This window comes from Diaphorobacter sp. (assembly GCF_050251835.1).
Lineage (GTDB): Bacteria > Pseudomonadota > Gammaproteobacteria > Burkholderiales > Burkholderiaceae_C > JBFXIE01.
In genome coordinates this window covers 1-25,832 of record NZ_JBFWLZ010000011.1, presented here as the reverse complement: position 1 = coordinate 25,832, position 25,832 = coordinate 1, and the positions used below count along the sequence as shown (strand labels likewise).

The window sequence follows — 25,832 nt, the reverse complement described above, 5'->3', positions numbered from 1 at the left end:
TTGCCCCGGGGCAGACTATGTGCCCGCCCGGGGGGTTATGCATCAGAAGCGGTGTCGCACGCCCGCAGTGATACCCGTGCGCGAGCGGGCGCCGTTGGCATCGAGCGCCATGGCAGCGCCGCCGCTCACCTTGGTGTGATCCACGGCAAAGTACATGTCGGTACGCCTGGAGAATGCGTAGTCGGCAACTGCCACCATGAAGTTGACATTGCCGTTGGACGCCCCCGTGCCCGAGCCCGACTGCTTGCCGCGGAAGTAATGCGCGCCCAGATTGAGCTGCTGCGTAAGCTGGTAGCCCACGCCCACCTTCACCAAATGGCGCTTGCTGGCATCACCGGGCATAAAGCCGCCGTTGGACTGACCTGACCAGAACTGGCCCAGGATGCCCCGATCCACCGTATTACGAAAACCCACCACCGGGCTGGTGACCGCGGCAAACTTGGCCTTGTTCAGGCCATAGCCAGTGTTGAAGTACCAGGGCCCAGTGCGATACGAGCCGCCCAGCGTCCAGGCATCGATGTCAGTGCCGCCGGGCAAGGTGGTGCGCAGATACCCGCCGCCCACCGCCGCGCCGCCCGTGGCGTAGCGCAAGTAACCACCCATGGTTTCCCAGGCGCCGCCGTTGAGCGTGCCCAGCACATAGGCAGGCACCTGGGCGGCAGAGGTGGGCAAACCTGCCTCAAGCGCTTTGGTATCGTTGTTTTCGTCAAACGAGTATTGCAGCGAGCCCACAAAGCTGCGGTCTGGCGTGGCGAAGGTGTACTTCAGCATGTTGCTGGTGCGCGCGCCCGTGGCCACGCCCAGTTCAGGCTTGAAGGCTTCCATGTAGGGCGAGTAAGGGAACGATGCGTAGGTGCTGGTCACCACGTCGAACAGCACGTTCCACTGTCTGCCCGCCGTCAGTCGGCCATACGGGCCCTGCAGGCCCAGATAGGACAGCTGGAAGAACGGCACGTTGGCCGCAGGCGTACCCGAGTCGGCATCAAAACGGTGCTCCAGGTACACCAGTGCTTTGTTGCCGCCGCCCAGGTCTTCCTCCGCGCTGATGCCCCAACGACTTTGGGACATGCCGCCGCCAACCATCCTGGTGAGCTTGTCGCGCGTGGGCCCCTCGTTATTGGTGTGGCGCACTGCCAGATCCACAATCCCCCACAGTTGCACTTTGCTGGTGCCGTCGGATTGGGCCAGGCTTGCGTCCGCTGCGCACAGAGCGCTTGCTGCAAGGGTGATGGTTTTGAGGGAAAACAATCGCATAGCTTGTCTCTTTCTTGGGGGAATGGCAGAAATTTGATTCTAGAAATGCACCCGCCGCAGGCAAGCGCCAGTCGTGCGGAAGCCACCATCGTTTTCCCCAAATTTTTGTTACATGGGCGACAAGCCTGCGTGCGCAAGATAAGCAAGAAAAAGACAACCCGAAAAAAAGCCGCTGCCCGAAGACAGCGGCTTTGGTTTCGCTGATCAGGCTGGCTTGACGCCAGCATGAGATCAGAAGGAGTGGGTCACGCCGACCTGCAAGCCTTGCTGCTTGCCGTTGTCGAGACCGTTGGTACTGCCGTTGATGCTGAAGCGCGTGCCATTGTTCTTGTTCTTGATGTACGCGTAGGTGCCATACAAGGACGTGCGCTTGGACAGGCCGTGCACATAACCGATCGCGAAGTGATCGGCCTTGGCATCGGCTGCAGCGGTTTGCTCATCTTCATAGCGGTTGTAGGCGGCACGCACCAAACCACTGCCGCCGACCGGTGCAGTCACCGCCAGCATGTAGCCCTTACGCTTGTTTTCAGCGCCAAGCACTGCACCGAAGTCATCAACCTTGGATTGACGATAGCCAGCCAGAAGCTTGGCGACGCCGAAGTCATAAGAGCCCCCCAGGCTCCAGGCGGAGATATCACCCCCCTGCGCGGTAGCTGCCACTGTCGAAACGTCGCGGCTCAGGCGCTCCAGACCCAGACCTGCGCTAATGGGGCCGTTGTCGTAGTTTGCGCCCAGGCTCATGTAGCGGCGGTTGCTGTTGGCGCCAGCCACTTCACCAAAGCCGTAGTTCACAGCGGCTTTGAAGCCCGCAAAGTTGGGCGTCAAGTAGGTCACCATGTTGCTGACACGCTGGTTGGTCGTGCGTGCAGTGGTGCTCAGCCCAGTCGCATCGCTGATGCCACCGTCGCCCCACAGTTGGGATGCACCCAGACCCACGGAACCGAACACATCGTAACGAGCGACGGCGTTGTAGGCGGCGGTCAACTCGCGACCCATGCGCACTTCTCCAAAGCCGCCTTGCAGGCCCACAGTGGAATTACGCTTGAATGCAAAACCCGAACCAGCAGTCGCGCCTGCGTAGCCGGAAGCGCCATCGCCCACGTCCAGATTGATACCGCCTTCCAGGCGGAAGTTGGCCTTAAGGCCGCCGCCCAGGTCTTCCGTACCACGCACGCCAAGGCGACTGGTCAGGTTGTTGCCAGAAGTAAGGCCGTTCCAGCTATCGTTGCCATCAACGAAGGTAACCCCAAGGTCAGCAATACCGTACAGCGTCACGGAAGACTGGGCGAAACTTGCACCCGTTGCGCACAAGGCACCTACTGCCAAGGTGATGGTTTTGAGGGAAAACAGTCGCATAAGTTGTCTCTTTCATTAAGGTGTAGCGGACGAGCCATTCTAGAAAGCCGCCCGCTCTAGAACAGCACCGGTTGCGCGCCAGTCACAGTCGTTTTCCCCTATTTTTTCTGGATGACTATTCTCAAAACGTCTCAAGTCAGGCGCCCTTCAGCCTTTGCAAACTAAAAAAGCCGCTACCCGAAGGCAGCGGCTTTTTAAGCTTGCTAATCAAAGCTGGCTCAGGCCAGCTCAAAATTAGAAGGCGTGACGGATACCAACTTGGAAGCCAGTCTGGGATTCACCAGACACGGGGGTGGTAGTGCCCATACCCTTGCCAGACAGGCCAACGGTAGAACCATTGTCGTTGTCCATGTAGGACACGGTACCGTACAGAGCGGTACGCTTGGACAGGTTGTGCTGGTAACCCAGGCTGAAGTGGTTGGCTTCAGCATCGCGGCCTTGCACCACGTTCTTCTGGTCGTACATGGCGTATTGAGCCTTCACGATGCCGGACGAACCCACGGGAGCGGAAACGCCCAGAGCGTAGGAGTTCACCTTCACATCGTTACGGCCAGCTTCATCGTGCTTCACTTGCTGGTAAATACCGCTGACCTTGGCAACGCCGAAGTCATAAGAAGCGCCCAGGGCGATAGTGTCACGGTCGATCTTGCGAGCAGCGGTCGTGCCGGCTGCTGCTGCACCCAGCTTGCTTTGGTCGTAGGACAGGGCAACGCTCAGAGGGCCGTTGTCGTAAGCAACGTAACCGCCGATGTACTCACCCAGGCTGCCCGTCGTTTGCTCGTCAAAGCCGTAACCGATCGCGCCGCTGAAGCCACTGAACTTGGGCGTGAAGTAGCTGATCATGTTGCTCTTGCGGATGCCGTTGGTGTCAGGACCGACGGCGCTCCAGCTGCTCCAGCCCAGGAACTGGCCGTAACCAGCTTGGCCGAACACGTCATAAGAGCTGGTCTTGACGTAACCCACGGTCTGGTCGCGGCCCAGACGCACTTCACCAAATCCACCCATCAGGCTGAGCGTGGAACGGCGCTTGAAATCGAGGCCAGAAGAATTGCCGTCGTCACCAAAAATTTCGCCTTCCAGGTGGAAGCCAGCCTTCAGACCACCGCCCAGGTCTTCCACGCCACGGAAACCGATACGGCTGGTTTGCAGACCGCTGGTACCCAGGCCGTACTTGTCGTCCTTGCCAGCACCGATGTTGTCGATGACGCTGATGTTGGTGTCGATCACACCGAACAGGGTCACGGAAGACTGGGCCATTGCGGCACCGGAAGCGGCCAGCACTGCCAGGGCAATCAGGGATTTTTTCATTGCGAGTTACTCCAAGGTTAAACAGAGGGCCCGGATCGTAGAGAACTGAAACATGCGTTGATGCTCAGCCCCGCCGGTTCCCTGGGCCAACCTCCTGGTGGGGAAGTTGGGCTTATTGCAACAGAGCGCGCCCGCCTTAGTAAAGGGAAACCCTCATAATCGGCTTGGAAGCGGGGCAAAAAACGAACTTTCCGTTGCCCAATTGCAACATTGCGGCAACATCACCGCAACAGGCGCCCAGCCCCTGATCACTCTACGACCCCACGATGGACACACGATGGATCGACTTCTGACCGCTGCCGACAGCGCTTTGCGTACGCTGTTTGCATCACCCAAGGCAGGCGAGCGCTCGCCCGCTGCACGCACCTCACCCGTCACGCTGACACCGCAGCAGGCGCGGCTATCTGGCGCGCTGATGCGCGTGAACCATGTAGGCGAAGTGTGCGCCCAGGCGTTGTACATGGCCCAGTCCTGCGTGACACGTGATGAGAACCTGCGTCGCGATCTGCTAGCGGCCGCGCGCGAAGAGACCGACCACCTGGCCTGGACCCGCGAGCGCCTGGATGAATTGGGCAGCCGACCGAGCCTGCTCAACCCGCTGTGGTTTGCCGGCGCGTTTGCCATCGGCCTGGTAGCAGCGCGAGTGAGCGACCGCGCCAGCCTGGGCTTTGTGGTAGAGACCGAGCGGCAGGTCTCCGAGCACCTGCGAGGCCATTTGCACCGGCTGCCGGATGAGGATCTGCCGTCACGCGCCATTGTTGCGCGCATGAAGCTGGATGAAGAACGCCACGCCAGGCAGGCGCAGGCCGCTGGTGCCGCGCTCCCGCCCCCACCGGCACGCTGGCTGATGCGCGCCGCAGCTAAGGTGATGACGACCACTGCGCATCACCTGTAAGCAGGTCTTGCCGGATCAGCTCTGCTCAGCCCTCGACGATCTCGAAGTCCATGGTGATTTGCGCCGTCTTACCCAGCATGATGCTGGCTGAGCAATACTTTTCGTGGCTCATGGCAATAGCGCGTTCTACCGCAGCAGCAGGAATGCCGCGGCCGGTAACAGTGAACTGCATATGAATTTTGGTGAAGACCTTGGGGTCGGTCTGCGCGCGCTCAGATGTCAGCTTGACGCTGCAGCCGCGCACGTCGTGGCGCCCGCGCTTGAGGATCAGCACCACGTCGTAAGCTGTGCAGCCGCCGGTGCCGGCCAGCACGGTCTCCATGGGGCGGGGCGCCAGGTTCTGGCCACCGTTTTCCGGGCGAACGGCGTCGGGCGCGCCATCCATTGCCAACACGTGGCCGCTGCCGGTTTCAGCAATAAAGCCCATGCCTGAGCGCGTACCAGCATTGCCAGTCCAGGTGACGGTGCATTCCATAGTGGTTTTTCCTCAATGTTTGATCTAAATCGGTGGTAATTAACCAACGCATTCGTGATTTTGCTGCAACGCAACACCTACAGCGCTACAATCACACCCATGCAAACACTGATGGCAGTTTTGGTACAGCGGGGTTTGCACTGATTGTCTCCTCCATCTCCTCAAAGGATGGATTCAGCCCTGGGCCTTACCGCCTGGGGCTTTTTTTTTGCCTGCCAAGGCTACCGCATTCAGCACGCTGCGCGGCCGCCGGGCTGGTGCGCCGTCCTATGATGTGCGCCTCGGCCTGTCGCGCCCACGACGTCTTGTCCGCATGCGGGCGCCTGCCAGTTTGCACTATGACTCAGCCCCTCACCCCCTTCGACTACCTCAAGAAAATCCTGACGGCACGCGTGTATGACGTGGCCATCGAGTCCGACCTGCAGCCCGCCCGGGCCTTGTCGCGCCGCCTGCACAACAAGGTGCTGCTCAAGCGCGAGGATCAGCAGCCGGTGTTCAGCTTCAAACTGCGCGGCGCCTACAACAAGATGGCGCACCTGACGCCTGAGCAGCTAAAGAAAGGCGTTATCTGCGCCTCGGCCGGCAACCATGCGCAAGGCGTGGCCATGAGCGCAAGCAAGTTGGGCACGCGCGCCGTGATTGTGATGCCCACCACCACACCGCAGCTAAAGATTGACGCTGTGAAGACGCTGGGCGGCGAGGTGGTACTGAGCGGCGACAGCTATTCCGACGCCTATGACTACGCGGCCCGCCTGCAGCAAGAGCAAGGGCTGACTTTTGTGCACCCGTTTGACGACCCCGACGTGATCGCCGGCCAGGGCACTATCGCCATGGAAATTCTGCGCCAGGTGCAACGGCTGGGCGGCAAGCTGGACGCGGTGTTTGTTGCGATTGGCGGCGGCGGGCTTATCGCAGGCGTGGCCAACTACATCAAGGCCGTGTGCCCCGACATCAAGGTCATCGGCGTGCAGATGAATGACTCCGACGCCATGGCGCAGTCAGTCAGGGCGCACCAGCGCGTGACACTGGCCGACGTGGGGCTGTTTTCTGACGGCACGGCCGTCAAGCTGGTGGGAGAGGAAACTTTTCGCATCGCCCAGGGCCTGGTGGACGACTACGTGACCGTGGACACCGACGCCGTCTGCGCCGCCATCAAAGACATTTTTGTGGATACGCGCAGCATTGTGGAACCCGCGGGCGCGCTGGCCGTGGCCGCCATCAAGCAGTACGTGGCCCAGCACAGGACGCGCGGTGAGACCTACGCGGCCATTTTGTGCGGCGCCAACATGAACTTTGACCGCCTGCGCTTCGTGGCCGAGCGCGCCGAGGTGGGCGAAGAACGTGAGGCATTGTTTGCCGTCACCATCCCCGAAGAGCGTGGCAGCTTCAGGCGCTTTTGCGAGGTGATTGGCACCCTGCCCGGCGGCCCGCGCAACGTGACCGAGTTCAACTACCGCATCAGCGACGCCGCCCGCGCCCATGTGTTTGTAGGCTTGACGACCAGCGGCAAGGGCGAGTCGGACAAGATTGCGCGCAACTTCGGTCGCCACGGCTTCGAGGCCCTGGATCTGACGCACGACGAACTGGCCAAGGAACATCTGCGCCACCTGGTCGGCGGACATTCGACCCTGGCGTATGACGAGCGGCTGATGCGCTTCACCTTCCCCGAGCGGCCGGGCGCACTGCTGAAGTTCTTGAGCCTGATGCAGCCCAGCTGGAATATTTCGCTGTTTCATTACCGCAACCAGGGCGCGGATTACGGCCGCATCCTGGTGGGCATGCAGGTACCTGCCGAAGACGCGGCGCATTTCGACGCTTTTTTGCAGACGCTGGGCTACCCCTATGTCGAGGAAACGCAGAACCCGGCCTACCGGCTGTTTTTGCACGCCAGCGGCAACTGAACTGCGGACATCTCCTCGACACGCATGCGCTGTCAAAGCGCCCTGACCACGTGCTTTCAGTTGCTGCTGGCTTGTTCCTTGCGCGGAATGCGTAGCACCAACGCGGCCGCTCCATCAACGGCGCCGCCCAGCCGCGCCTCGGTGCGGCCCAGCGACTGCAGCACCAGGCCTGAATCGACTACCGCGCCCACGCGGTAGGGCTTGGCCGGCTTGCCATCCACGGCGATCAGAGCAGCGCCGCCGCCGCTGGCGGTGCCGGCCAGCACACCCACCAGCGCAAAACGGCTGGCCGCCGATGGCGCAGCCACTGCAGCCACGGGCCCCACGCCCAGCAGTCGTGCGAGCGCCTGCATGTCGGGCTGCAGCGCCTCGGGCGCAGCTGCGGCGGGGGCCAGACCCGCCTGGTCGGACGAGAGCTGAAGCCCCCAATAAACCGCGCCCGCGCCGGCCATTGCCCACAGCGCCAAAGTGGCCAGGCGCAAGATCCAACGGCTGAATGTGTGTGTCACCATTCGCGGATTATGATTGATCGGCTATGTCTATTCTGAGTCGCCCCGCCATGCTGCCGCCCCCTGTTTCAACCCTTGCGCACCGCACCCGCTGCCGTCTGGCCGCGGGCTTCACCCTGATCGAGCTGATGGTGGTGCTGGTCATCATCGGCGTGCTGGCCGCGCTGGTCGTGCCCAATGTGCTGGACCGCGCCGACGATGCCCGCGTGACGGCCGCGCGCACCGACATCAACAACGTGATGCAGGCACTGAAGCTCTACCGCCTGGACAACCAGCGCTACCCCACGGCCGAACAGGGCCTACAGGCGCTGATCGCCAAGCCCACCAGCGGCCCCGCGCCGAACAACTGGCGCCCGTATCTGGAAAAGCTGCCCAACGATCCCTGGGGCCGTCCCTACCAGTACCTGAACCCCGGTATCAAGGGCGCGGTGGATGTGATGTCTTTCGGTGCCGACGGCCAGTCCGGCGGCGAGGGCAAGGACGCCGACATCGGCAGCTGGCAGTGAAACTAACCCCCACGGTCGCGCACTGCGTGTCGCTCCCTGCCCCCCAGGGGGGCCGCGTTTTGCCTTGGGGCGGCCCGGCGGCAGAACCGGTGACCCCCACGGTCGCGCACTGCGTGTCGCTCCCTGCCCCCCAGGGGGGCCGCGTTTTGCCTTGGGGCGGCCCGGCGGCAAAACATCTGCGCCCATGAAGCAAGGTATCCGGGGTTTCACGCTGCTGGAGCTGCTGGTGGTGATTTCCATCATGGCTCTGGCCACTGCCGGTGTGGGCTTGGCACTGCGCGACAGCGGCGCCACCCAATTGCAGCGCGAAGGTGAACGGCTGGCCGTGCTGCTGGATGCCGCGCGCGCGCAGTCGCGCGCCTCGGGCGCGGCGGTGCGCTGGCGCGCCGATGCCCAGGGTTTTCGCTTCGAGGGTCTTCCGCCCAACGCCCTACCCGGTCAGTGGCTGGACGGTGCCACTGGCGTGCGCGGGCCGGGTGAGCTGTGGCTGGGTCCCGAGCCGCTGATCGGCCCTCAGCAGGTGGTGGTGGTGAGCCGCGCCCACCCCGCGCTCGCGGTGCGCGTGGCCACCGACGGGCTGCGCCCCTTCGCGGTGCAGGCGCTGCAATGAGCGCACGGCAGCGTCGCGCCCCATGCGGCCAGCACGCCCAGCGTGGCTTCACGCTGGTGGAGGTGCTGGTGGCCCTGGCCATCGTGGCCATCGCACTCATGGCGGGTTTGCAGGCCACGTCGGCCCTGACCCACAACGCCGCGCGCCAGACCGACGTGGTGCTGGCCCACCTGTGCGCCGAAAACGAACTGGTGCGCGAACGCCTGTCGCGCCAGATGCCCTCCATCGGTGAGGCGCGCGTGACCTGCGAACAGGCCGGGCGCAACTACCAGGTGGCAGTGATCGTCACGCCCACGCCCAACCCGCAATTTCGGCGTGTGGATGCGCAGGTTTTTGACGACGCGCAGCTGCCGGTGCTGCGCGTGTCCACCATCGTGGGCCGTTTCTGATGCCTTCCCGTCTCGCGCTGCCCCGCCGTGCGCGCGGCTTTACGCTGGTGGAGCTGCTGGTGGCGATTGCCGTCATGGCGCTGCTGGCCATCGTCAGCTGGCGCGGGCTGGACGGCATGGTGCGCTCGCAAGAGCAAACCCGCGAGCGTGCCGACGAAGTGCTGGTGCTGCAGACAGTGCTGGCCCAGTGGGCCGCCGACCTGGATGCGCTTCAACCCATCGACCGCACCGAGCCCATTGCCTGGGACGGTCAGGTGCTGCGCCTGACGCGACGCAGCGCGCGTCCGCCGGACGAAGGCGCCGTCGTCGTCGCCTGGACGCGGCGCAACGTGGACGGCACGGGCCACTGGATACGCTGGCAGTCCCCCCCGCTGCGCACGCGCGCCGAATGGCAGCAGGCCTGGCAGCGCGCAGCGGCATGGGCCCGCACGCCCGGCGAGGTCGAGCGCCGCCAGGAAACGGTGCTGATGCCACTGCTGGAGTGGCAGGTGTACTTTCACCGCGGCGGCGCCTGGACCAATGCGCAGTCCAGCGGCGCTGGCGCCCCACAAACTGCGGGCGGGCTGAGCAGCGCCGCTGCCAGCGTGCCCGAGGGCGTGCGCGTGCAGCTGACGCTGGCGCCGGGCGCGGCGCTGTCGGGCGTCATCACCCGCGACTGGGTCAACCCGGTGCTGGGGGGCGGCAAGTCATGACGCAGCCCATGAAACCCGGGCGCCAGGCGGGCGCCGCGCTGCTGGCGGCCATGCTCACCGTCACGCTGGTGGCCACGTTCGCGGCATCTGCCATGTGGCAGCAGTGGCGCGCCATCGAGGTCGAGATCGCCGAGCGCGCCCGTATCCAGTCAGCCTGGCTGCTGGTGGGCGGGCTGGACTGGTCACGCCTGATCCTGCGTGAAGACTCCATCGCCCGCAGCGGCGACGGCACGGACAACCTGACCGAGCCCTGGTCCATGCCGCTGCAGGAGGCGCGCCTGTCCACGTTCCTGGCTGCCAACCGCAACGTGGCCCAAGTGGAAGACGCCAGCACCGACACCGCCAACGCCTTCCTGTCGGGCCAGATCATCGATCAGCAGGGCCTGCTGAACCTGTACAACCTGGTCAACGACGGCCAGGTGGACGACATCGCGCTGCGCCAGTTCACGCGGCTGTTTGAATACCTGGGCCTGCCGCGCCAGCACCTGAACACGCTGGCGCGCAACATGCTGCAGGCCCAGACCCCGCCGCGCGCCGGCGGCGATGCCGGCGACCTGGCACTGCTGCCGCAGTCCGTGTCGCAACTGGGCTGGTGGGGACTGCCGCAACAGACGGTGGACGCGCTGGCGCCCTACGTCACCCTGCTGCCCGCGCGCACCAAGGTCAATCTGAACACCGCCGGGGCCGTGGTGCTGTGGGCCAGCGCCGCCGGGCTGGACATGGCCGACGCGCAGCGCCTGGTTCAGGCGCGCGACAACAGCCACTTTCGCAGCGAGGCCGACGCCGCCAAGCTGGTCGGCAACCCCGCGGGCATCACGGGCACCACGCACACCGTGAGCTCCAGCTACTTCGAGGTGCAGGGGCGGCTGCGCCTGGACTCTGCCGTGGTGGAAGAACGCTCGCTGGTCTTCAAGCAACGCGGTCAGGCCAGCACGCTGTGGCGCAGGCGCGGCGCCACCTGGAGCACCGCCAGCGCCGGCCGCCCTTGAGCTGTCCTTGATCCGCCCAAGAGCGCCGCGCCGCACGGCGGCGGCGAAAGCCGCTCCTGGCGTGTCACGTCAAGCCCCTAAAATGTTTCGCGAACCCCATCCATGAGCACCCTTGTCCTAACCCTGCCGCCGGGCTCGCCCGGGCCCGCTGCCGAATACAGCTACACGCTGACCGCCGACGGCCACACCGCCACGCGCCACGCCAGCACCACCGCCGCCTTGCTCCCCGACCCCGGTCGCACGGGCGAGGTGGTAGCCGTTGTGCCCGCGCAGGCGCTGTCGTGGCAGCGCGTGACGTTGCCGCCCGGCGCTGCGGCCCAGGCGGGGCGGCTGCGCTCGGTACTGGAGGGGCTGCTGGAAGAACACCTGCTGGACGACCCCGCGCAACTGCACTTTGCGCTGCAGCCGGGTGCAGAGCCCGGCGCCCCTGTCTGGGTGGCCGTGTGCGACCGCGCCTGGCTGCAAGGCGCCCTGCAGGCGCTGGAGGCTGCCGGCCGGCCGGCGGATCGGGTGGTGCCAGAGTTCGCCCCCGGCCCCACGGCCAGCGGCCAGCAAGAATGCGACGTGCTGGGCGCGCCTGAAGACGCCCATCTGGTGCTGACCGGCCACGGACAGCAGCAGGCCGTTACCGTGCTCCCCCTGGCGGCTGCGGGCGCGCTGGCCGCCCTGCTCCCCGCCTCTGAAGACACGCCCCCCGTGCGGGCCGAGCCCGCCGTGGCCCAGCTGGCCGAACGGCTGCTGAACCGCCCCGTGGTGCTGCACACCGCCAGCCAGCGAGCCCTGGCCGCTGCGCGCGGCGACTGGGACCTGGCCCAGTTCGACCTGGCCAGCAGTGGCGGCAAGCGCGCGCTGCGCAAGCTGGGCGGCGGCGCCAACGCGTTCTTGCGGGCGCCGCAGTGGCGCGCTGCGCGCTGGGCGCTGGGGCTGGCCGTGGCAGTGCAGGTGATCGGCCTCAACCTCTGGGCCTGGCAAGACCGCCAGGCACTGGCGGCCAAACAGGCCGGCGTGCGCAACACGCTCACACAGACCTTCCCCCGCATCCAGGCGGTGGTGGATGCGCCGGTGCAAATGGAGCGCGAGCTGGTTCAGCTGCGCCAGGAGACAGGCAGCGTGTCGCGCCGCGACCTGGAGCCGCTGATGGCCGCTGCCGGTGCCGCGCTGCCCGCCGCACGCACCCCTGCCCAGATCGAATACGCCAACGGCGAGCTGCGCCTGCGCGGGCTGGAACTGTCGCCCGACGAATTGACGGCCCTGAACGAACAGCTGACCGCACAGGGCTTCGTGGCCCGCATGCAAGATGGCGCCATGCTGGTGCAAGCCGAGGATCGCCCATGAACGCCCCCGAGCAACTTCGCAACCAGCTCGGCGCCCTGGCGGCAGCGCTGCGCCAGCGCTGGGCCGCCCTGGCGCCGCGCGAGCAAACCCTGGTGCTGGCCGCAGGCGCCCTGGTGGCGCTGGCATTGCTGTGGTGGGTGCTGCTGGCGCCGCCACTGCAGCAACTGCGCGCATCGCCCACCCGCCACGCTGCGCTGGACGCGCAATTGCAGCAGATGCAGTCCCTGCAAGCCGAGGCGCTGCAACTGAAGGACGCGCCGCGCCTGCAAGGCGGTGAAGCCCTGCAGACGCTGCAGGAATCACTGACGCAGCGCCTGGGCGCCACTGCGCAGATGGCGGCCGTGGGCGACCGCGCCACGGTCACCCTCAAGGGCGCAACCGCTGCGGCGCTGGCGTCGTGGCTGGCGCAGGCGCGCAACACCGCGCGCACGGTGCCCGTCGAGGTGCGTCTGGTGCGCAGCCCCGCACCGACCAGCCCGACGGGTCAGGCCAGCCAGGCCAGCCAGGCCAGCAGCGCTGACGCGGCTGTGCGCTGGGACGGCACCCTGGTGCTGGCCCTGCCCGCTTCATCCCAGTCCTCCAATTGATCAACCGGGCGCTGCCCACCCACTCCTGCCCTCCAACGTGCCTCGCCTCTCGCGCCCCCAGCCACCGTCCACCGCGCCGCGCTCGCCCCGGCGCTGGGCCGTGGCAGGCCTGTGCCTGGGTGCGCTGCCCGCGCTGGTGCTGTGGGCGCCGGCGCGCTGGCTTGCTGCGGGCCTGCAGCAGGCCAGCGGCGGCCAGGTGCAGCTGCACGAGCCGCGCGGCACGGTCTGGAACGGCTCGGCCCGCCTGGTGCTGGCGGGCGGCACGGGCAGCCGCGACCAGGCAGCCCTGCCGGGCCGGATGCAGTGGCAGCTGCGCCCCACCTGGACGGGCATGCAGGCGCGCATCGCCGCAGACTGCTGCACCACGGCTGGCGCGCCGCTGCAGCTGAGCGTATCGCTGGGCCTGGGCGCCGCGCGCCTGGATGTGGCTGACGGCCTGAGCCAGTGGCCCGCCGCGGTGCTCGGCGGGCTGGGCACGCCCTGGAACACCGTGCAGCCGCAGGGCCGGCTGCACCTGAGCACCCGCGGCCTGGCGGTGCAATGGGCATCGGGGCGGCTGCAGATGCACGGGCAGGTGCAGTTTGATGCGCTGGGCATGTCCTCGCGCCTGTCCACGCTGCGGCCTATGGGCAGCTACCGCCTGGTGCTGCAGGGCGGCAGCGCCCCCATGCTGCAGCTGTCCACGCTGGACGGCGCGCTGCAACTGTCCGGCACCGGCCAATGGGTGGGGCGGCGACTGCGATTCAACGGCGAAGCCAGCGCCGCACCCGGCCGCGAGACCGCGCTGGCCAATCTTCTCAACATCATCGGGCGGCGCAACGGCGCACGTTCCATCATCACCCTGGGGTGACCCTATGCCTTCTTTTACCCGACGCCCGCTCTTTAGCGCTCTTAATTTAATAGCTACCAGCGCTTTGTTGATGTGCGCCAACGCTCAAATTCATGCACAAACCACGGCCAAATTGCCAACCGGCAGCGTGCGCCAAAGCGAGCCGGTCACGCTGAACTTTGCCAACGCCGACATCGAGGCCGTGGCCCGCACCATGGCCACCATCACCGGCAAGAACGTGGTGGTGGATCCGCGCGTGAAGGGTCAGGTCACCCTGATCACCGAGAACGCGGTGCAGCCCATGGCAGCCTTTCAGCAGTTTCTGGCGGCGCTGCGCCTGCAGGGCTTCACGGTGGTCGAGTCCGAGGGGCTGTACAAGGTGGTGCCCGAAGCCGATGCCAAGCTGCAGACCGGCACCGTGACGGTGTCGCAAAGCGGCACGGGCGGCACGGGCGGCGCGGCGCTGGGCGGGCAGATCGTCACGCAGATCTTCAAGCTGAACTTTGAGAACGCCAACAACCTGGTGCCGGTGCTGCGCCCCCTGATCAGCCCCAACAACACCATCAACGTGAACCCCGGCAACAACTCGCTGGTGATCACCGACTATGCCGACAACCTGCAGCGCCTGGCGCGCATCGTGGCGGCCATGGATGTCTCCAATGCCAGCGACCTGGAGGTGATTCCGCTGCAGCACGCCATTGCCACCGAGATGGCGCCGCTGTTGGCGCGCCTGATCGAGGGCGGTGGCAGCGCTGCCGCCAGCGCAACCGCGCCAGCGCAGGGCCAGTCCGACACGTCGTTCAAGACCACGCTGCTGGCCGAGCCGCGCAGCAACGCCATCATCGTGCGCGCAGCCAACCCCGCGCGCCTGGCGCTGGTGCGATCGCTGGTGGCCAAGCTGGACCAGCCAGCCGCGCCCGGCAGCTCGGCGGCCACGGGCAACATCCACGTGGTCTATCTGAAGAACGCCGACGCGGTGAAGCTGGCCGCCACGCTGCGCGCCGCACTGGGCGCCGGCACGGCCACGGGCGGCGGCGACAACGCCGGCGCCAGCAGCAACGGCCTGGGCGGCGGCGGCCTGATGCAGACCGGCAACAACATGGGATCGCGCCAGGGCGGCATCGGCGGCGGCGCCACGGGCGGCGGGCTGGGCAGCAACACCAGCCAGGGCCTGGGGCGCGGCAACAACAACAATCAGCCGTCCACGGGCGGCATCATCCAGGCCGACCCGACCACCAACTCGCTCATCATCACCGCGCCCGACCCGCTGTACCGCGAGATCCGCGCCGTGATCGACAAGCTGGACGGCCGGCGCGCGCAGGTGCTCATCGAAAGCCTGATCGTGGAAGTCAGCGCCAACAAGGTGGCCGAGTTCGGCATCCAGTGGCAGGGCGTGCTCGGCAACAACGGCAGCACCATGGGCGTGATTGGCAACAATTCGGGCGTGGGCGGCAGAAACATCATTGATCTGGCGCTGGCAGCGGCCAGCGGCAACGTCAGCGCTTTAAGCGGGGCCAAGCCGGCCTCCGGCCTGAACTTTGCCGTGGCGCCGCGCGTCAACGGCAACTACTACCTGGGCGCGCTGGCCAACTTTCTGGAAAACACGGGCGACGCCAACGTGCTGTCCACGCCCAACCTGATGACGCTGGACAACGAGGAGGCCCAGATCGTCATCGGCGACAACGTGCCCTTCCCCACCGGCTCGTATGCCAACACCGGCGGCAACAACGGCGCGGTCAACCCCTTCACCACCGTGGAGCGCAAGGACGTGGGCCTGATGCTGCGCGTGCGCCCGCAGATCAACGAAAACGGCACCGTCAAGCTCACGCTGTACCAGGAGGTCTCCAAGATCGCGGCAGGCACGCTGACCAACACCAATGGGCCGTCCACCAGCAAGCGCTCCATCGAATCCACCGTGCTGGTCGATGACGGCAGCGTGATCGTGATCGGCGGCTTGCTGGAAGACAACTACTCCCTGGGCCAGGACAAAGTGCCCGTGATGGGCGATCTGCCCGTGGTGGGCGGGCTGTTTCGCAACGAAAAGCGCCAGCGCCAAAAGACCAACCTGATGGTCTTTCTGCGCCCCCTGGTGATCCGCGACAGCGCCACCAGCGACGCACTGATGGTGGACCGCTACGAGGCCATCCGCGCGCTGCAGCAGAGCAATCAGCCCGAACCCAGCATGGTGATGCGCGCGGTGTCCGACGCGCCGGTGCTGCCGCCGCTGCCCGCCGGCACCGGCACGCCACAGCCTGCCACGCCCGCGCCGCTGGCGCCGCTGCCCGCCAGCGCGCCAACGCCTGCCCGCACGGCGCCGGCCGCCACCGGCGAGTCGCCCGTGACCCCGCAATAACTTCGCAACGCAATCACGCAGCAAGGCCCGCGCATGCGCCACCCCCTTCCCTACGCCTTCGCGCGCACCAGCCAGCTGCTGCTGGAAGATGACGGCCAGCAGCTCGTGCTGTGGCACGGCCCAGAGCCGGACGCCGGCGCGCTGTCCGAAGTGCTGCGCAAGCACGCGGTGCAGCAGTTCGCGCCGCTCGATGCTGCGCAGCTGGCCCAGCGCATCAGCGCCGCCTATGCCCAAAGCGAATCCAGCGCCGCCACCGTGGTGAGCGAGGTGGAAGAAGAAGCCGATCTCTCGCGCATGATGCAGGAGCTGCCCGCGGTGGAGGACCTGCTGGAGTCCGCGGGCGACGCGCCCATCATCCGCATGCTCAACGCCCTGCTCACGCAGGCGGTGCGCGACGGCGCCAGCGACATCCACATCGAGCCCTACGAGCGCCACTCCAGCGTGCGCTTTCGCGTCGATGGCAGCCTGCGCGAGGTGGTGCAGCCCAACCGCGCGCTGCACGCCGCGCTGATCAGCCGCCTGAAGATCATGGCGGACCTGGACATCTCCGAAAAACGCCTGCCCCAGGACGGTCGCATCAGCCTGCGCCTGGGAACGCGCGCCATCGACGTGCGCGTGTCCACCCTGCCCAACGCCCACGGCGAACGCGCCGTGCTGCGCCTGCTGGACAAAAGCGGCAGCAAGCTGAGCCTGGAGTCCGTGGGCATGCAGGGCGAGGTGCTGCAGCGCTTCGAGGGCCTGATTGCGCAGCCGCACGGCATCATCCTGGTGACCGGCCCCACGGGCTCGGGCAAAACCACCACGCTGTATGCGGCGCTGGCGCGGCTGGATGCCTCGCGCAGCAACATCATGACGGTGGAAGACCCCATCGAGTACGAGCTGCCCGGCGTGGGGCAGACCCAGGTCAACGCCAAGATCGAGCTGACCTTTGCCAAGGCTCTGCGCGCCATCCTGCGCCAGGACCCGGACGTGATCATGATTGGCGAAATCCGCGACTTCGAGACCGCGCAGATCGCCATTCAGGCATCGCTCACCGGCCACCTGGTGCTGGCCACGCTGCACACCAACGACGCGGCCAGCGCCATCACCCGCCTGACCGACATGGGCGTGGAGCCGTTCCTGCTGTCCTCGTCCCTGCTGGGCGTGCTGGCGCAGCGCCTGGTGCGCAAATACTGCAGCCACTGCCACGGCGCGGGCTGCGACCACTGCGGCCAAACCGGCTACGCGGGACGCACGGGCGTGTTCGAGCTGCTGGTGGTGGATGACGCCATCCGCGCCCAGATCCACAACCAGACGGCCGAAGCCGAGGTACGCGCACAGGCCATCGCGGGCGGCATGACGCTGATGCGCGACGACGGCGAGCGCCTGATCGCCGCAGGCATCACCAGCCGCGAGGAGCTGCTGCGCGTGACGCGCGATTGAACGGATTGGGTGGCCTGACGGAGTTGGCGAAGCGCCCCTTGCGACTGGAAGCCAGGGGGGTGGCCGATGGCTCACCTCGCATCACGCCACCACCGTCATCCCCGCCAAGGCGGCGACCCAAGTGCCGCCAACCCTTCAAAAACAATAGCTGCCAGCGCCTGATACATATGGGCTGGAGCCAATTTTGGCGATACTCCCCCTCGGAGCGTTTTTACGATCCGAGGCCAAGCACCGTGACGCCTGCCGCCACCTCAGCGCGCGGCGGCGCGGGCGCTGTCGCGTTCGGCGCGGTATTTGATGGCGAAGGCGCGCACCTCTTCCAGGGTGACGTAGCCGTCGCGATCGGTGTCGGCGTCGTCAAACGCGGCGGCCAGCTTGGGCACCAGCGACATCTCGGCCCGGCTGAGCTTGCCGTCGCCGTTGAAGTCGAGCATGTGGAACTGCCGAATGGCCTTGGCCTCGCCCTTGGACAGCGGCGCGCTGGCGCCGGCCTGGGGCGCAGGACTGGCCGCAGGCTGGGACTGCGCGTGGCTGGCCATCAGCGGCGCGGCCAGCACCGCCAGGGCCGAAAGCCCGGCGGCGCGACGACCAACACGCCAAAAAACTGGCAAAAACGAGCGCAGCGAAGAGCGAGAGACTAAGAACATATGCCGATAGAGCAGCGCACTGGCGCGGGGTTCATTGGTTGGCCAGTCCATGTGTATCGGCCGGTACATCGCCCGCGCAGCCTGCGCCCGCCAACACATTGGCGATGCCGCTGCTCACATGGCCGGCGGGCACATGGCGCGCGGCCGAGGTGACGTGGCCCGTCTGGTCGTCAAAGAAAAAATCAGGCTCGAATTCGCGCAGGAAGGGGCCTTTTTCGAGCCCGCCCAGAAACATGGCTTCATCGACGCTGATGCCCCATTCGAGCAGCGTGCGGATGGCACGCTCGTGCGCCGGTGCGCTGCGCGCAGTAACCAGCGCGGTGCGGATGCGCATCTGCGACGCGTCGGCCTGCTGCTGCAGGCGGTGCAGCGCGGCCAGCAGCGGCTTGAACGGCCCCTCTGCCAGGGGCGTGGAGGCTTTGGAGACTTCGTGCTGCACAAAGGCCGGCAGGCCGCCTTGCTGATAGACGCGCTCGGCCTCGTCAGAAAACAGCACCGCGTCGCCGTCGAATGCGATGCGCACCTCGCGCGGGTAGCGGTCGCCCGCGGGGGTGGAGTCGATCATCACCCGCGCGGCCGGAAAGCCGATGGACAGCGCCTCGCGCACGTCCGCCGCGTTGGCCGACAAAAACAGGTGCGCGCCCAGCGGCCGCAGGTAGGAAAACGGGTTGCGCCCGCGCGTGAACACGCCGCGCTCGATGCGCATGCCCGCCGCCTTGGCCGAAGCAAACACACGCATGCCGCTGGCAGGGTCGTTGCGCGAGAGCATCACCACCTCGACGCGCTGGGCCTCGGCCGTGTTGAAAGCCAGCAGCTTGCGCACCAGCGGAAAGGCCACGCCGGGGCGCGCGGGCTCGTGCACCAGCTCCAGCTGGCGGCGCATGTAGGCCTGCTCGTCACCCGCCTCGAACAGGCGGTTTTCTTCCTCAAAATCGAACAGCGCCCGCGAGGAAATCGCCACGACGAGCTTGTCTTGCAGAGTCGGTGCAGCCATGTCAGCAACCTTCAAAACTGGCGCGCCCCATGCAAGGGCAGCCGAGCAAGGGCCGCCCCGCAGCGAGGGCTGCGTCCCCCTTCCCGTAGCGCGCAGCGCGTAGATAGAAGGGGGAAGCGGCGCAGCCGCTCAGGGGGATGTCGTTCATTTCACGAACTTGTTGAGTTCGATGATGGGCTGCAGCACCGCCAGCACGATGAGCATCACCATCAGCCCCATGCCCACGATGAGCAGGGGCTCGAGGATGGTGGCCAGCTGCATGGCGCGGCGCTGCACCTCGGTGCCCAGCTGGGTGGCCGCGCGCTGCAACATCAGCGGCAGCTGGCCTGTCTGCTCGCCCAGGCGGGCAAACATGGACAGCAGGCCCGGAAAGCGTTTCTTCTGCGCCAGCGCGGACGCCAGCGGCGCGCCCTCGCGCACCAGCACCAGGGCGTCGAGCGCATCGGCGCGCAGGGCGCGGTTGTTCAGGGTCTCGGCCGCGGCCTGCAAGGCGCGCAGTATGGGCACGCCAGCGCCCGCCAGCATGGCCAGCGTGCCGGCAAAGCGTGCCGCGTTGTAGCCGCGCGCCAGCTTGCCAACGATGGGCAGGCGCAGCCAGGCGGCATCAAACTTTTCACGAAATCGGGGCCTAGCCAGCGCAGCTCTTGCGCCAATAGCTATCAAAAAAAGAGCGATCAGCATCGCCCAGCCGTAGTTGCGCACCAGGTCGCTGACGCCCAGCATGAGCACGGTGAGAAACGGCAGCGCGCGCTTGGTGCCGGCGAACACGTTGGCCACCTGCGGCACCACGTAGCCCACCAGAAACAGCACGATGACGATGGCAATCACGGTGACGATGGCCGGGTACAGCGCCGCGCCGATGAGCTTGGCGCGCAGTTGCTGGCGCTGCTCCAGGTCGTCGGCCAGACTGTCGAGCACTTCGCCCAGCCCGCCGCTGGACTCACCCGCGCCGATCACGGCGCAGTAAATGTCGGAGAACTCGCGCGGGTGCTGGGCCAGCGCGCGCGCGAAGGTGGAGCCGGCATTGACCTCGGCGCGCAGCGCTGCCACCAGGTGGCGCTGGCGCTCGTCGTCGGCTTCGTCGGACAGCGCGGTCAACGCGCGCTCGAGCGGCAGGCCGGAGCCCACCAGGCCCGCCAGCTGGCGCGTCCACACGCTCAGCTCCGTGGCATTGAACACCGGGCGCGTGAACAGCCGCTGCGACAGCGTGGGCGCCGCGCCCGCCTCGGCGCCGGGCGACAAGGCCTCCACCTCCAGGGGCACCAGCGCCTGCGCGCGCAGCAGGCTGCGGGCGGCCTTGGGGCTGTCGGCATCCAGGGTGCCGCGGCGGATATGGCCCTGCGAGTCCAGGGCTTCAAAGGAATAAGCGGGCATGCGGCGTGTGCGGCAAAAGGGTCAGGGCGCAAACCCGCCCCGGGGGCCATCATGGTAGCGGGTGGCCGTGTCGGTGTGCACTACTGACAGGCCTGCGCGGCGATCTCCAGCGAGCGCAGGCGTAGCTGGGGGTCGAACACGTCGCTGACCAGCATGAATTCGTCCGCTTGCGTGGCGTTGGCCAGCGCGGCAAAGCCCTGGCGCACGGTCTGCGGGCCGCCCACCACGCCTGCTGCCAGAAAGTCGGCCACCGCGGCCTGGTGCTGCGGCGGCAGTCCGGCCAGATAGTCCTGCACCGGCGGCTTCAGCAAGCCACGCTGGCCGGTCACAATGCCCAGCACCCGCTGATAGGTGCTGCTGGCCAGGTACTGTGCTTCATCGTCCGTGGGCGCAGCGACCACCGGCACGCCGACCACTACATAGGGCTTGGCCAGCGCCTGCGACGGGCGAAACAGCCTGCGGTAGATGTCGATGGCCGCATGCAGCATGCGCGGCGCGAAGTGCGAAGCAAAGGCATAGGGCAGCCCCATGTGCGCCGCCAGTTGTGCCGAAAACAGGCTGGAGCCCAGCAGCCAGATGGGCACCTGGGTGCCCGCGCCCGGCACCGCGGTGATGCGCTGGCCCGGCTGCGCGGGCGCCAGCAGCTGCTGTAGCTCGGCCACGTCGCGGGGAAAGTCGTCCTCGGTCTCCACGCGGTCGCGGCGCAGCGCGCGCATGGTGGCGCCGTCGGTGCCGGGCGCGCGGCCCAGCCCCAGGTCGATGCGGCCAGGGTACAGCGTGGCCAATGTGCCGAAGGCCTCGGCCACCACCAGGGGCGCGTGATTGGGCAGCATGATGCCGCCCGAGCCCACGCGGATCGTGCGCGTGGCCCCTGCAATGTGCCCCACCAGCACCGCCGTGGCCGAGCTGGCGATGCCCGGCATGTTGTGGTGCTCGGCCAGCCAATAGCGCTGAAAGCCCAGCGACTCCACGTGCCGCGCGGTGCGTACCGCGATGTCGATGGCATCCGCCACCGTGCCGCCCTCGCGCACGGCCACGAGATCCAGCATGGAAAGCGAGGGAAGGTGTGGTGTCGTCATGGGCTGCATTGTGGGCGCACGCGTGAAACCCCGTGTCGGTGGCAGGAATGCTTTTTTGAAGCGCGCGTTGCCTACTTCTTGTAGTTGTGCGCTGATAATGAAATTTCTTTGTAACGCCCGGCATCTGCTGCGGGGCTGTCACCGGTACGCATTTCAGGACTGCCTGGCGGGGGATGTATGGGTTTTTTCAGCCGTTTGTTTCGTCCCCGTGGCGATGGTCTGCCGGTGTCGTCCGACTGGACTTCCCTGCCCGAAGAGCAGGCCAGCGAGCTGGTGCTGATCGACGAGGAAGCCAGGCGGCTGATGGCGCAGTTCGACATCGACACCGCCATTGAGCACCACGAGCGCTGGCTGCCCTGGCTGGCTCAGGCACTGCAGGGCGAACGTGACGAGCGCCTGCGCCCCGAGGTGGTGGCCGACGACAACTGCTCTGAGCTGGGCCAGTGGCTGCGTGGCGACGGCCAGGTGGCGCTGGGGCAGTTTCCGGCGTTTGACATGCTGATGCGCCGCCACCAGTACTTTCACCAGCAGGCCGCGCTGCTGCTGACGCATGCCGCAGCGGGCGACAGCCAGATGGCGCAGCAGGCCTTCAAAAGCTGCCAGCACGCCTCGCGCCAGGTGGTGCTGCTGCTCAAGGAACTACGGCGCGGGCTGGGGCAGTCCGGCCCGGCCGCGCCGGGCGCCGGCGGCTGACGCTCCTTGTCCTGCTGACCGCCCGGCTGCCGCGGCTGTGCAGTTTCAGCGGGGCAGGTCGGACTGGCCCATCAGGAATTCATCCACCGCCCGCGCAGCCTGGCGACCCTCGCGAATGGCCCACACCACCAGCGACTGGCCACGGCGGATGTCGCCCGCGGCAAACACCTTGGGCACGCTGGTGGCATAGCCGCCGATGAAGTCCGTGGTGGCGCGTGCATTGCCGCGCGCGTCCTTGTCCACACCGAAGGCATCCAGCACCGCGGCCACGGGGCTCACGAAGCCCATGGCCAGCAGCACCAGGTCGGCCTTGTATTCCTTTTCGGTGCCAGCGATCTCGACGAATCGCCCGTCCTTGAACTCGACGTGCACGGTCCTGAGGCCGGTCACCTTCTTGCCGTCGCCGATGAACTCTTTGGTGGCGATCGCAAACTCGCGCTCGCAGCCCTCTTCGTGGCTGGAGCTGGTGCGCAGCTTGGTCGGCCAGTAGGGCCAGACCAGGGGCTTGTTCTCCTGCTCGGGTGGCATGGGCATCAGCTCGAACTGCGTGACGCTGGCCGCGCCGTGGCGGTTGCTGGTGCCCACGCAGTCGCTGCCGGTGTCGCCGCCGCCGATGACGATGACATGCTTGCCATCGGCACGGATCTGGCCCTTGAGCTTGTCGCCCGCGTTGACCTTGTTTTGCTGCGGCAAAAATTCCATCGCAAAGTGGATGCCGTCCAGGTCGCGGCCGGGCACGGGCAGATCGCGCGAGGCCTCGGCGCCGCCGGTGAGCAGCACCGCGTCAAAGTCCTTGTGCAGCTGCTCGGGCGTAATGGTTTCCTTGGCCCAGTTGGTCACCTTGCTGCCCTTGCCCAGGCCGTCCTTGGCCGCCCCCACCAGCACGCCGGTGCGGATGGTGACGCCCTCGGCCACCAGCTGCTGCACGCGGCGGTCGATGTGCGCCTTGTCCAGCTTGAAGTCAGGGATGCCGTAGCGCAGCAGGCCGCCCACGCGGTCGTTCTTTTCGAACAGCGTCACATCGTGGCCCGCGCGGGCCAGCTGCTGCGCCGCCGCCAGACCCGCAGGCCCGGCGCCGACAATGGCCACCTTCTTGCCGGTCTTGCGGGCGGCAGGCTGCGGCTGCACCCAGCCGTGCTCCCAGGCGCGGTCGATGATGGCGTGCTCGATGCTCTTGATGCCCACAGGGTCGTCGTTGATGTTCAGCGTGCACGCAGCCTCGCACGGCGCGGGGCAGATGCGGCCGGTGAACTCTGGGAAGTTGTTGGTGCTGTGCAGCACCGCGGCCGCGCTCTTCCAGTCCTGGTGGTAAACAAGGTCGTTGAAGTCCGGGATGATGTTGTTCACCGGACAGCCGCTGTTGCAAAACGGCGTGCCGCAGTCCATGCAGCGCGCGCCCTGGAGCTTGGCCTGCGCGTCGTCCAGGCCGATGACGAATTCTTTGTAGTGCTTCACGCGCTCGGCAACGGGCGCGTAGCCCTCGTCGATGCGCTCGTATTCCATGAAACCTGTGGTCTTGCCCATGATCGTGGTGTCCTGTAATGGTGGAGGAAGCGCGCCTCAGCGGGGTGCAACTGCTTCTTTTTTAGGAGCTGCTACCGCAGGTGTTGCCTGCTCTTCCAGCACTTTTCGTTCATAAATCTCCGACAGCGCACGCTTGTACTCGGTCGGGAACACCTTGACGAACTTGCTGCGCGAGGCGGCCCAGTTGTCCAGGATGTCGCGGGCGCGCTTGCTGCCCGTCCAGCGGCTGTGGTCTTCCAGCAGGCGCTTGAGCAGGGCCTCGTCCGTCTGGTCGCGGTGCCAGATGCCGCGGCCCACGCTGGCCACCTGCTCCTCGGCGGGCAGGATGCGCTCCAGCGTCACCATGGCCAGGTTGCAGCGGGTGTCGAACTTGCCGTCTTCGTCATAAACGTAGGCAATGCCGCCGCTCATGCCGGCCGCAAAGTTGCGCCCGGTCTTGCCCAGCACCAGCGCCGTGCCGCCGGTCATGTACTCGCAGCCGTGGTCGCCCACGCCTTCAACCACTGCCGTGGCGCCCGACAGGCGCACCGCAAAGCGCTCGCCCGCCACGCCGGCAAAGAAAGCCTCGCCGCTGGTGGCGCCAAACATCACCGTGTTGCCCACGATGGTGTTGCGCACGGCCTCGCCGCGGAACTCGTGGCTGGGGCGCACGATGATGCGCCCGCCCGACAGGCCCTTGCCGGTGTAGTCGTTGGCTTCGCCCGTCAGGTTCAGCGTGATGCCCTTGCACAGGAAGGCGCCAAAAGACTGTCCGCCCGTGCCCTCGAAATGGATGCGGATGGTGTCGTCCGGCAGCCCCTCGGGATGCACCTTGGTGACCGCGCCCGACAGCATGGCGCCCACCGAGCGGTTCACGTTCTTGGCCACCTCCATGATGCGCACGCTGTCGCCGTTCTGGATGGCAGGCTGGCAGCGCTCGATGAGCTTGACGTCCAGCGCCTGCTCCAGCTTGTGGTCTTGCGCCTCGACGTGGTAGCGCGGCACATCGGCGGGCACTTGCGGCTGCGCGAACAGGCGCGAGAAGTCCAAGCCCTGGGCCTTCCAGTGCTCGATGCCCTTGCGGGTGTCCAGCAGGTCGGTGCGGCCGATCAGCTCGTCGAACTTGCGAATGCCCAGCTGGGCCATGATCTGGCGCACTTCCTCGGCAATGAAGAAGAAGTAGTTCACGACATGCTCGGGCTTGCCCGAGAACTTGGCGCGCAGCACCGGGTCTTGCGTGGCCACGCCCACGGGGCAGGTGTTCAGGTGGCACTTGCGCATCATGATGCAGCCCTCGACCACCAGCGGCGCGGTGGCAAAGCCGAATTCATCCGCGCCCAGCAGCGCGCCGATGACCACATCGCGGCCGGTCTTCATCTGGCCGTCGGCCTGCACGCGGATGCGCCCGCGCAGGCGGTTGAGCACCAGGGTCTGCTGGGTTTCGGCCAGGCCGATTTCCCAGGGGCTGCCCGCATGCTTGATGCTGGACCAGGGCGACGCGCCCGTGCCGCCGTCGTGCCCGGCGATCACCACATGGTCGCTCTTGCACTTGGCCACGCCGGCGGCGATGGTGCCCACGCCCACTTCAGACACCAGCTTGACGCTGATGCCTGCGTGCGGCGCCACGTTCTTCAGGTCGTGGATGAGCTGCGCCAGGTCTTCAATCGAATAAATGTCGTGGTGCGGCGGCGGGCTGATCAGGCCCACGCCGGGCACGCTGTGACGCAGCTGGCCGATGTAATCCGACACCTTGCCGCCCGGCAGCTGGCCGCCCTCGCCGGGCTTGGCGCCCTGCGCCATCTTGATCTGAATCTGGTCGGACGAGGCCAGGTACTCCGCCGTCACGCCAAAACGGCCCGAGGCCACCTGCTTGATGCGCGAGCGCAGGCTGTCGCCGTCCTGCAGCTGGATGTCGCTTTCCACCTTGTCGGCGCCGATGATGGACGCCAGCGTCTCGCCCTGCCTGATCGGGATGCCCTTGAGCTCGTTGCGGTAACGCCTGGGGTCCTCGCCGCCCTCGCCGGTGTTGCTCTTGCCGCCGATGCGGTTCATGGCCACGGCCAGCGTGGCGTGCGCTTCGGTGCTGATCGAGCCCAGCGACATCGCGCCGGTGGCAAAACGCTTGACGATCT

Annotated in this window: 24 protein-coding genes; 13 read left to right on the top strand and 11 right to left on the bottom strand. The window is 66.8% G+C overall.

Features of this window, described 5'->3' with window-relative positions; genetic code table 11:
• Window positions 1–42 precede the first annotated feature (42 nt).
• From AB7E35_RS05900 to AB7E35_RS05890, 3 genes are all read right to left on the bottom strand, one after another.
• Window positions 43–1,254: a porin gene (locus tag AB7E35_RS05900; RefSeq protein ID WP_428162700.1), complete on the bottom strand. Its 1,212-nt coding sequence runs from the start codon at window positions 1,252–1,254 to the stop codon at window positions 43–45.
• A gap of 231 nt (window positions 1,255–1,485) precedes the next feature.
• On the bottom strand, window positions 1,486–2,610 hold the full coding sequence (locus tag AB7E35_RS05895) for a porin (RefSeq protein ID WP_428167217.1): 1,125 nt from the start codon (window positions 2,608–2,610) through the stop codon (window positions 1,486–1,488).
• A gap of 234 nt (window positions 2,611–2,844) precedes the next feature.
• Window positions 2,845–3,918: a porin gene (locus AB7E35_RS05890; protein ID WP_428162702.1), complete on the bottom strand. Its 1,074-nt coding sequence runs from the start codon at window positions 3,916–3,918 to the stop codon at window positions 2,845–2,847.
• A gap of 277 nt (window positions 3,919–4,195) precedes the next feature.
• On the opposite strand from AB7E35_RS05890, the gene coq7 reads away from it, so the two are divergent.
• Entirely contained in the window at window positions 4,196–4,813 is a 618-nt protein-coding gene (coq7, locus tag AB7E35_RS05885) for a 2-polyprenyl-3-methyl-6-methoxy-1,4-benzoquinone monooxygenase (RefSeq protein ID WP_428162703.1), read from the top strand.
• A gap of 25 nt (window positions 4,814–4,838) precedes the next feature.
• Here the strand turns inward: coq7 and AB7E35_RS05880 are convergent, their stop codons facing one another.
• Complete coding sequence (locus tag AB7E35_RS05880) at window positions 4,839–5,288, bottom strand: OsmC family protein (RefSeq protein ID WP_428162704.1); 450 nt, start codon at window positions 5,286–5,288, stop codon at window positions 4,839–4,841.
• 338 nt (window positions 5,289–5,626) lie between these two features.
• On the opposite strand from AB7E35_RS05880, the gene ilvA reads away from it, so the two are divergent.
• Window positions 5,627–7,189 carry a threonine ammonia-lyase, biosynthetic gene (gene ilvA / locus AB7E35_RS05875; protein ID WP_428167216.1) on the top strand — a complete coding sequence of 521 codons (1,563 nt, stop codon included), beginning with the start codon at window positions 5,627–5,629 and terminating at the stop codon, window positions 7,187–7,189.
• 56 nt (window positions 7,190–7,245) lie between these two features.
• Here ilvA and AB7E35_RS05870 read toward each other — a convergent pair whose 3' ends face one another.
• Complete coding sequence (locus tag AB7E35_RS05870; RefSeq protein WP_428162706.1) at window positions 7,246–7,701, bottom strand: type II secretion system protein N; 456 nt, start codon at window positions 7,699–7,701, stop codon at window positions 7,246–7,248.
• 47 nt (window positions 7,702–7,748) lie between these two features.
• Here AB7E35_RS05870 and gspG point away from each other — a divergent pair, with 47 nt between their 5' ends.
• From gspG to AB7E35_RS05820, 10 genes are all read left to right on the top strand, one after another.
• Entirely contained in the window at window positions 7,749–8,204 is a 456-nt protein-coding gene (gene gspG / locus AB7E35_RS05865) for a type II secretion system major pseudopilin GspG (RefSeq protein WP_428167237.1), read from the top strand.
• Window positions 8,205–8,388: 184 nt separating this feature from the next.
• Window positions 8,389–8,814: a prepilin-type N-terminal cleavage/methylation domain-containing protein gene (locus AB7E35_RS05860; RefSeq protein WP_428162708.1), complete on the top strand. Its 426-nt coding sequence runs from the start codon at window positions 8,389–8,391 to the stop codon at window positions 8,812–8,814.
• Window positions 8,811–9,203, top strand: a complete 393-nt coding sequence (gene gspI / locus AB7E35_RS05855) for a type II secretion system minor pseudopilin GspI (protein ID WP_428167215.1) — start codon at window positions 8,811–8,813, stop codon at window positions 9,201–9,203. The genes AB7E35_RS05860 and gspI overlap by 4 nt, the downstream gene beginning before the upstream one ends.
• Window positions 9,203–9,895, top strand: a complete 693-nt coding sequence (locus AB7E35_RS05850) for a PulJ/GspJ family protein (protein WP_428162710.1) — start codon at window positions 9,203–9,205, stop codon at window positions 9,893–9,895. The genes gspI and AB7E35_RS05850 overlap by 1 nt, the downstream gene beginning before the upstream one ends.
• A complete protein-coding gene (gspK, locus tag AB7E35_RS05845; protein WP_428167214.1) occupies window positions 9,892–10,884 on the top strand; it encodes a type II secretion system minor pseudopilin GspK in 993 nt (330 codons plus the stop codon). The genes AB7E35_RS05850 and gspK overlap by 4 nt, the downstream gene beginning before the upstream one ends.
• 102 nt (window positions 10,885–10,986) lie before the next feature.
• On the top strand, window positions 10,987–12,219 hold the full coding sequence (gspL, locus tag AB7E35_RS05840; protein ID WP_428162712.1) for a type II secretion system protein GspL: 1,233 nt from the start codon (window positions 10,987–10,989) through the stop codon (window positions 12,217–12,219).
• A complete protein-coding gene (gspM, locus tag AB7E35_RS05835) occupies window positions 12,216–12,806 on the top strand; it encodes a type II secretion system protein GspM (protein WP_428167213.1) in 591 nt (196 codons plus the stop codon). Before gspL ends, gspM begins: the two co-directional genes overlap by 4 nt.
• Before the next feature lie 37 nt (window positions 12,807–12,843).
• Complete coding sequence (gene gspN, locus AB7E35_RS05830) at window positions 12,844–13,656, top strand: type II secretion system protein N (protein ID WP_428167212.1); 813 nt, start codon at window positions 12,844–12,846, stop codon at window positions 13,654–13,656.
• 4 nt (window positions 13,657–13,660) lie between these two features.
• Window positions 13,661–15,988, top strand: coding sequence for a type II secretion system secretin GspD (gspD, locus tag AB7E35_RS05825; protein ID WP_428167211.1), 2,328 nt, complete (start codon window positions 13,661–13,663; stop codon window positions 15,986–15,988).
• A gap of 33 nt (window positions 15,989–16,021) precedes the next feature.
• Window positions 16,022–17,410 (top strand): GspE/PulE family protein, encoded by a 1,389-nt coding sequence (locus AB7E35_RS05820; RefSeq protein WP_428162716.1) that lies wholly within the window; start codon window positions 16,022–16,024, stop codon window positions 17,408–17,410.
• A gap of 251 nt (window positions 17,411–17,661) precedes the next feature.
• On the opposite strand, the gene AB7E35_RS05815 is transcribed toward AB7E35_RS05820, so the two are convergent.
• The 4 genes from AB7E35_RS05815 to AB7E35_RS05800 all read right to left on the bottom strand — a co-directional run bounded on the left by AB7E35_RS05815 (window position 17,662) and on the right by AB7E35_RS05800 (window position 21,504).
• Window positions 17,662–17,949, bottom strand: coding sequence for an EF-hand domain-containing protein (locus AB7E35_RS05815; RefSeq protein WP_428162729.1), 288 nt, complete (start codon window positions 17,947–17,949; stop codon window positions 17,662–17,664).
• Window positions 17,950–18,088: 139 nt separating this feature from the next.
• Window positions 18,089–19,051, bottom strand: coding sequence for a 5'-nucleotidase (locus AB7E35_RS05810; protein WP_428162717.1), 963 nt, complete (start codon window positions 19,049–19,051; stop codon window positions 18,089–18,091).
• A gap of 144 nt (window positions 19,052–19,195) precedes the next feature.
• The gene (gene gspF, locus AB7E35_RS05805) at window positions 19,196–20,425 is read right to left on the bottom strand and encodes a type II secretion system inner membrane protein GspF (protein ID WP_428162718.1); all 1,230 of its coding nucleotides are present in this window, start codon (window positions 20,423–20,425) and stop codon (window positions 19,196–19,198) included.
• Between the two features lie 80 nt (window positions 20,426–20,505).
• Window positions 20,506–21,504 (bottom strand): LLM class flavin-dependent oxidoreductase, encoded by a 999-nt coding sequence (locus AB7E35_RS05800; RefSeq protein ID WP_428162719.1) that lies wholly within the window; start codon window positions 21,502–21,504, stop codon window positions 20,506–20,508.
• A gap of 177 nt (window positions 21,505–21,681) precedes the next feature.
• Here AB7E35_RS05800 and AB7E35_RS05795 point away from each other — a divergent pair, with 177 nt between their 5' ends.
• Window positions 21,682–22,197, top strand: a complete 516-nt coding sequence (locus AB7E35_RS05795; protein ID WP_428162720.1) for a CZB domain-containing protein — start codon at window positions 21,682–21,684, stop codon at window positions 22,195–22,197.
• Window positions 22,198–22,242: 45 nt separating this feature from the next.
• Here AB7E35_RS05795 and AB7E35_RS05790 read toward each other — a convergent pair whose 3' ends face one another.
• Together AB7E35_RS05790 and AB7E35_RS05785 are read right to left on the bottom strand one after the other, a co-directional pair.
• A complete protein-coding gene (locus AB7E35_RS05790; RefSeq protein ID WP_428162721.1) occupies window positions 22,243–23,721 on the bottom strand; it encodes a glutamate synthase subunit beta in 1,479 nt (492 codons plus the stop codon).
• Window positions 23,722–23,757: 36 nt separating this feature from the next.
• Window positions 23,758–25,832, bottom strand: a 2,075-nt coding sequence (locus AB7E35_RS05785; RefSeq protein WP_428167210.1) for a glutamate synthase-related protein, incomplete at its 5' end; no start/stop codon positions are given.

Excerpts from the sequence above, each read along its gene's own strand:
- AB7E35_RS05790 (WP_428162721.1), bottom strand. The coding sequence starts at position 23,721 with ATGGGCAAGACCACAGGTTTCATGGAATACGAGCGCATCGACGAGGGC.
- AB7E35_RS05890 (WP_428162702.1), bottom strand. The coding sequence starts at position 3,918 with ATGAAAAAATCCCTGATTGCCCTGGCAGTGCTGGCCGCTTCCGGTGCC.
- coq7 (WP_428162703.1), top strand. The coding sequence starts at position 4,196 with ATGGATCGACTTCTGACCGCTGCCGACAGCGCTTTGCGTACGCTGTTT.
- gspL (WP_428162712.1), top strand. The coding sequence starts at position 10,987 with ATGAGCACCCTTGTCCTAACCCTGCCGCCGGGCTCGCCCGGGCCCGCT.
- ilvA (WP_428167216.1), top strand. The coding sequence starts at position 5,627 with ATGACTCAGCCCCTCACCCCCTTCGACTACCTCAAGAAAATCCTGACG.
- gspK (WP_428167214.1), top strand. The coding sequence starts at position 9,892 with ATGACGCAGCCCATGAAACCCGGGCGCCAGGCGGGCGCCGCGCTGCTG.
- AB7E35_RS05815 (WP_428162729.1), bottom strand. The coding sequence starts at position 17,949 with ATGGCCAGCCACGCGCAGTCCCAGCCTGCGGCCAGTCCTGCGCCCCAG.
- gspI (WP_428167215.1), top strand. The coding sequence starts at position 8,811 with ATGAGCGCACGGCAGCGTCGCGCCCCATGCGGCCAGCACGCCCAGCGT.
- AB7E35_RS05810 (WP_428162717.1), bottom strand. The coding sequence starts at position 19,051 with ATGGCTGCACCGACTCTGCAAGACAAGCTCGTCGTGGCGATTTCCTCG.
- gspM (WP_428167213.1), top strand. The coding sequence starts at position 12,216 with ATGAACGCCCCCGAGCAACTTCGCAACCAGCTCGGCGCCCTGGCGGCA.
- gspG (WP_428167237.1), top strand. The coding sequence starts at position 7,749 with ATGCTGCCGCCCCCTGTTTCAACCCTTGCGCACCGCACCCGCTGCCGT.
- AB7E35_RS05850 (WP_428162710.1), top strand. The coding sequence starts at position 9,203 with ATGCCTTCCCGTCTCGCGCTGCCCCGCCGTGCGCGCGGCTTTACGCTG.
- AB7E35_RS05895 (WP_428167217.1), bottom strand. The coding sequence starts at position 2,610 with ATGCGACTGTTTTCCCTCAAAACCATCACCTTGGCAGTAGGTGCCTTG.
- AB7E35_RS05820 (WP_428162716.1), top strand. The coding sequence starts at position 16,022 with ATGCGCCACCCCCTTCCCTACGCCTTCGCGCGCACCAGCCAGCTGCTG.
- gspD (WP_428167211.1), top strand. The coding sequence starts at position 13,661 with ATGCCTTCTTTTACCCGACGCCCGCTCTTTAGCGCTCTTAATTTAATA.
- AB7E35_RS05880 (WP_428162704.1), bottom strand. The coding sequence starts at position 5,288 with ATGGAATGCACCGTCACCTGGACTGGCAATGCTGGTACGCGCTCAGGC.
- AB7E35_RS05800 (WP_428162719.1), bottom strand. The coding sequence starts at position 21,504 with ATGACGACACCACACCTTCCCTCGCTTTCCATGCTGGATCTCGTGGCC.
- AB7E35_RS05900 (WP_428162700.1), bottom strand. The coding sequence starts at position 1,254 with ATGCGATTGTTTTCCCTCAAAACCATCACCCTTGCAGCAAGCGCTCTG.
- AB7E35_RS05870 (WP_428162706.1), bottom strand. The coding sequence starts at position 7,701 with ATGGTGACACACACATTCAGCCGTTGGATCTTGCGCCTGGCCACTTTG.
- AB7E35_RS05795 (WP_428162720.1), top strand. The coding sequence starts at position 21,682 with ATGGGTTTTTTCAGCCGTTTGTTTCGTCCCCGTGGCGATGGTCTGCCG.
- AB7E35_RS05860 (WP_428162708.1), top strand. The coding sequence starts at position 8,389 with ATGAAGCAAGGTATCCGGGGTTTCACGCTGCTGGAGCTGCTGGTGGTG.
- gspF (WP_428162718.1), bottom strand. The coding sequence starts at position 20,425 with ATGCCCGCTTATTCCTTTGAAGCCCTGGACTCGCAGGGCCATATCCGC.